Below are 4486 nucleotides of genomic sequence, written 5' to 3' on the forward strand. Positions count from 1 at the left end.
CGTCCGATCACCCTGAAGGCGAACAACCGCACGAAGGTGTATGGTGAGACACTTGCAATGGGCACTACGGACTACAGCATTGCAGCGGGTTCATTGGTGAATGGTAATACCATCACAGGTGTAACACTTGCAAGTGCAGGTAGTGCAGCAACAGCTACAGTAACCACACCTGGGCCGGTGTATCCGATCAGCATCAGCGCTGCCACAGGTAGTGGTCTGGATAACTATACCATCTCTTACGACAACACGGCTACGTTGACTATCACCACTCGTCCGATCACAGTAACTGTGAAAACCGGACAATTTAAATATTGTGGTCAGTCTAATCCTGTATATGATTACACATACACAGTATCTGGTAATGGTGTAGGTTTGGCTTCAGGGGATGCCTTTGCAGGTTCATTAACACGGGTAGCAGGAGAGAGCGTTGGTAACTTCGATATACTTCAGGCAGATTTAAGTATAGTAGCAGGCTCAATCGATAAAACAGGCAATTACAAAATTACGTATCAATCAGCACCATTTGAAATAAAAGGTGTAACAATCGATGCATCAGCAAGTGGTAACTCCTACCCATTAGGTAGCCCTGCTAAAGTTTCAGCAACTGTCTATGCATCCAATGGTACAACTCCTGTTAGTGGAGTACTGGTCACATTTACATTAACTACAACCGGTGGAGGTGTCGCAAAAACGATAACGGCTACTTCAAATAGTGCAGGAGTCGCTGAATCACTACCATTCACTGGTTTGACTGTTAATTTGTATAAAGTGGTTGCTACTTCTGGATGTGAAAATTCAATTCCGGCTTATTTATCAGTGTATGATCCAAATGCAGGATTTGTAACTGGTGGTGGTTGGATCATGTCTCCTTTGTATGCTTATGCAGCTGATCCTACATTAACCGGCAAAGCAAACTTTGGATTCAATGCCCAATACAAGAAGGGAAGCAATGCGGTTGATGGTAATACTGAATTCCAGTTTACTGCAGGAAATCTGAATTTCAAGTCTAGCAATTATTCTGCTGGTACCCTGGTGATTTCAGGAGCTAAAGCAACCTTCAGGGGAACAGGTACAATCAATGGAACAGGTACTTATAGCTTTATGGTTTCGGGTATTGATGGAACAGTAACTGGTGGTGGTGGCGTTGACAAGTTTAGGATTAAGATTTGGGGTAGTAATGGCGTTGTTTATGATAACAATATGGGTAATGATGAAAATGGAGTTCCAACTACAGCATTAGGCGGCGGCTCCATTGTGATACATGACAATTCCAAGAAAACAGTTACTGCTGCCAGGGTTGATAATCTAAATGTTGAGGTAGTTCCAATAGCACTTAAAGCCTATCCAAACCCAAGCACCAACAAATTCACGGTAAATGTTCAAAGCAGCAACCGTGAAGAGAAGATCCAGGTGAGGGTGATGGATCTGAACGGAAGGGTAGTGGAAATGTTCAACAACCTGTCTGCCAACCAAACTTTGCAGATCGGTAGCAACTACCGCCCGGGTATGTACATCGTGGAAATGATACAGGGTAATGAAAGGAAGCAACTGAAACTGATTAAACAAGCCAACTAATAACAACCCTAAAAACACGAGCAAGGTGGCCGAAAGGCCACCTTTTTTTGCTTCCCTTATGGCAAAAAGGAACAGAACTTTACAAAATACCTTCAGCAAGCTGCTTCTCCAGGATCTGCAGCTTTTCTTCAGAAAGATCCCTTTCCAAAGCAGCGCAAACAGGGTCAAGGGCTGTTGCCCGTGAAGGATAAAGAGACCGTGCTTCGGCAATGAGCCCGGGCAAGGCTTCCAGGAACGTAGGTCGGGGCATCCCTCTTTCGTCATAACCACTGGTCATACAACAAAGAATGCCTGCCAATACCCTGAATTCCCGGGTACTGGTGATCACCGTGATCTCACCCCTTTTGCGCAGGGCCGGCATCGAGAACCCGATTAGCTGGCTGATGGCAAAAAGACGAACAGCCAGGTAAAGCGACACCAGGCAGTCCTGGTAAATACCCCTAACACCATCATGACGCAGGTCGTGTACCTTCGGGATCACAATTCCCAGAAAGCCACGGTCATAGATATTGAGCAACTGGTACACCTGCTCTTCGGCAAGGCCCGCCAGGTCTTCCAGGTAGATCTTTTTCATAGGGTTGGATTTACATGAATGTTGATGCATGTTTAATAATCAGCAAGGGCATAGGGCGAACAATTACTGTCTTTCAGCGCCATGTACACATCATGGTAATAGTTACTTGCGAGGGCTTCGCCGGGAGCCGGCTCCGGCGCAGCAGCCAATGATAGCAACTGCGCTGTTGGACGCCCGTCCGCACCAAAGCCATTCACATAGGGTTCCAGCAGTGCTGCCAGTGCTTCCAGGCTGTCAGCCAGGATCAATAGCGAAAAACTACCAGGATCACGCACAGGCGTCACCATACACAGGATGTCGTGGCTGATGCGTTTAAGCCCCTGCGATAGATGCAGCGCCAGGCTAAAATCTTCAAAAACGGCCCTGGCGCCCATACTGTTCATATGGGAGGTCTTGGGCAAAACAATATCAAAGAACCGCGTGGGCGCCAGGGACAGGAATTCTTTTAATGCTTCTTTTGTATATCCCCTGAATTCGGGGAGCTTGATACAAGTGATCATAACTGTTATAGGTTTTAAATTTTATTAGAAAATGAATAGCCTTATTCAAAATAGAGGCTCATGTCCACCACCCTGTCCGGGAGGCAGATATTTTCGCTCGCCACCAGGTAATGGGGAATGTCTTCCGGATCGAAGTCCCGGTAACCAATGCTCAGCACCACCTCGTCGAAAAGCTCCATGGAAGGTAGTTCGCCTTCATACCCGTTGGCATACAGGGCAATGGTTTCCGCCAGGCTCTCCAGGTTTTCTGTCATCAGCACAAAATCAAAGCTGCCTGGCTTTGCGGGATCTGGTAGTGAAAAGAGTATTTCACCCGACTGCTCCCTTAGCCTGTTACACAGGTGGTCGGCCATCAACAGGTCGTTTGAGATCTCGTCTCTTCCCTGTTGCAGGTCGCTCGACTTGGGTAAAACAATTTTGTAAAAGCAGGGCCAGGATTGCTGCAGGTATTGATAGACCATTTCTTTGGTGTATCCTTTAAATTCTGTTATCCGGATGGTTGTCATGATGTTTGTTTTATTGTAAATAAGGAATTACTTCTTCGCGTGTCATGCCCGTAAAGGAGCAGAACTGCTCCAGCGATACAAACGACACCCTGGTATTGCGGGCCGAACTCCGGATCTCTTTTAACAGCCGGCGGCTGGTGCGTTCCGACTTGCCCGTAATGAGCATGATATCTTTTGTATTGAGCACGATCCTGTTGGGTACTGTTCTCATGTCATGTTTTTAATGCTTGTTATTGATGATCCCATTGCAGGGCTGCCAGGTATTGCTGGAACAATTCCAGCAGCCTTGGTTCACCAACCTGTATGAAATAGCTTCTCCAGTATTGGTAATTGGCGCTGCAGGGTTCTTCGTGCATTTCCAGCACAGCCTCCGCCATGGCTTTCAGTTCCTGGCGTTGGCAGGGCAGAGGAGTTCTTGCCGCTTCAATGCGGCGCAGCCAGTTGCGCGTGCCCGCGAAGCCCTGTTCATTTCCCGGGTGCAGCCATTGTGTGGGCAGTGGCAGGTAACGACGCCCACTGCGCGAGAGGTATTGCTGCGCCAGTAACACGCGCTGGCAAAAAGCCTTGAAACCCTTACGCGCATCGCCGCAGTTGTGAAGCAAGGCCAGGATCTGCTCCTGCGCCTGCTGCACTTCCCTTGCTGAGAATTCAAGCTGGTTCCATAGCAGGCAGCGGGCAAAGAGCCAGGCGATGGCGGCGAGTGATGCCGGCTGCGCTTGTGGTTGTGCGTTAGTATCGTTTGTGTTCATAATAGTGGTTTGAATAATGACTTCACAAACATACTATCAGCCCCAAGGGTCACTTTCCGTTTTGGGAACGTTTGGGCAGGTTTGGGACTCAAATAGCACGAATTAGCACGTTTGGGCACATTCGGGAACAAATGGGCACGAATGGGAACGTTTGGGAATGAATGACCGGTACTAACGTAAATGCGCAGGTGAATAAGAATAAATATTCAACCTGAAAACGGAGATATTGTATTGGGATAGATTAAAACGTGTGCGCCAGATTCAATTAAATGTCTCCATTACAGGACTTTGTTTCTTCAAAATATAATGTTGTTGCTACCAAAATATCGCCTCCCTGAGGCTTGGGGGTATTATCTTCTTAGTTATAGAAAATTTAGCTCCGTTAAATTATTAATCACAAAACACTAACTAAAGAAAAAGACTGCAATATTACCGGCTGTCAAACTGTGTATTTCCTTGCCTCTCTTTGTGTTTCTTTGTGCCTTTAAGTCTTTGCGGCAAAGTATTCCATGTGCTTCTCTGTGCCGCTTTGCCTCCGTGGTTCCTAAACCTTCCATCATCTGCCAAACAGATTGCTTCGTT

6 protein-coding genes are annotated in these 4486 nt (G+C 47.0%); 1 reads left to right on the forward strand and 5 read right to left on the reverse strand.

Annotated features, from left to right (window positions below; all coding sequences use genetic code 11):
• Positions 1–1575 (forward strand): MBG domain-containing protein (locus tag BUA53_RS20655; RefSeq protein WP_139256542.1); only part of this gene is annotated, 1575 nt, incomplete at its 5' end.
• 79 nt (positions 1576–1654) lie between these two features.
• Here BUA53_RS20655 and BUA53_RS20660 read toward each other — a convergent pair.
• From BUA53_RS20660 to BUA53_RS20680, 5 genes are read right to left on the reverse strand one after another with little or no spacing between them, the layout of a single operon-like run.
• Positions 1655–2149 carry a hypothetical protein gene (locus tag BUA53_RS20660; protein ID WP_072837294.1) on the reverse strand — a complete coding sequence of 165 codons (495 nt, stop codon included), beginning with the start codon at positions 2147–2149 and terminating at the stop codon, positions 1655–1657.
• A 32-nt stretch (positions 2150–2181) separates the two neighbouring features.
• The gene (locus tag BUA53_RS20665) at positions 2182–2649 is read right to left on the reverse strand and encodes a hypothetical protein (RefSeq protein WP_072837295.1); all 468 of its coding nucleotides are present in this window, start codon (positions 2647–2649) and stop codon (positions 2182–2184) included.
• Positions 2650–2690: 41 nt separating this feature from the next.
• Positions 2691–3155, reverse strand: a complete 465-nt coding sequence (locus tag BUA53_RS20670; protein WP_072837296.1) for a hypothetical protein — start codon at positions 3153–3155, stop codon at positions 2691–2693.
• 10 nt (positions 3156–3165) lie between these two features.
• The gene (locus BUA53_RS20675) at positions 3166–3366 is read right to left on the reverse strand and encodes a UBA domain-containing protein (RefSeq protein WP_072837297.1); all 201 of its coding nucleotides are present in this window, start codon (positions 3364–3366) and stop codon (positions 3166–3168) included.
• 19 nt (positions 3367–3385) lie between these two features.
• The gene (locus tag BUA53_RS20680; protein WP_072837298.1) at positions 3386–3904 is read right to left on the reverse strand and encodes a hypothetical protein; all 519 of its coding nucleotides are present in this window, start codon (positions 3902–3904) and stop codon (positions 3386–3388) included.
• Between the last annotated feature and the right edge of the window lie 582 nt (positions 3905–4486).

Source organism: Flavisolibacter ginsengisoli DSM 18119 (genome assembly GCF_900129295.1).
Lineage (GTDB): Bacteria > Bacteroidota > Bacteroidia > Chitinophagales > Chitinophagaceae > Flavisolibacter > Flavisolibacter ginsengisoli.

What these genes read in the sequence shown, in the direction of transcription:
- BUA53_RS20660 (WP_072837294.1), bottom strand. Translation starts at nt 2,149, where the DNA reads ATGAAAAAGATCTACCTGGAAGACCTGGCGGGCCTTGCCGAAGAGCAG.
- BUA53_RS20665 (WP_072837295.1), bottom strand. Translation starts at nt 2,649, where the DNA reads ATGATCACTTGTATCAAGCTCCCCGAATTCAGGGGATATACAAAAGAA.
- BUA53_RS20670 (WP_072837296.1), bottom strand. Translation starts at nt 3,155, where the DNA reads ATGACAACCATCCGGATAACAGAATTTAAAGGATACACCAAAGAAATG.
- BUA53_RS20675 (WP_072837297.1), bottom strand. Translation starts at nt 3,366, where the DNA reads ATGAGAACAGTACCCAACAGGATCGTGCTCAATACAAAAGATATCATG.
- BUA53_RS20680 (WP_072837298.1), bottom strand. Translation starts at nt 3,904, where the DNA reads ATGAACACAAACGATACTAACGCACAACCACAAGCGCAGCCGGCATCA.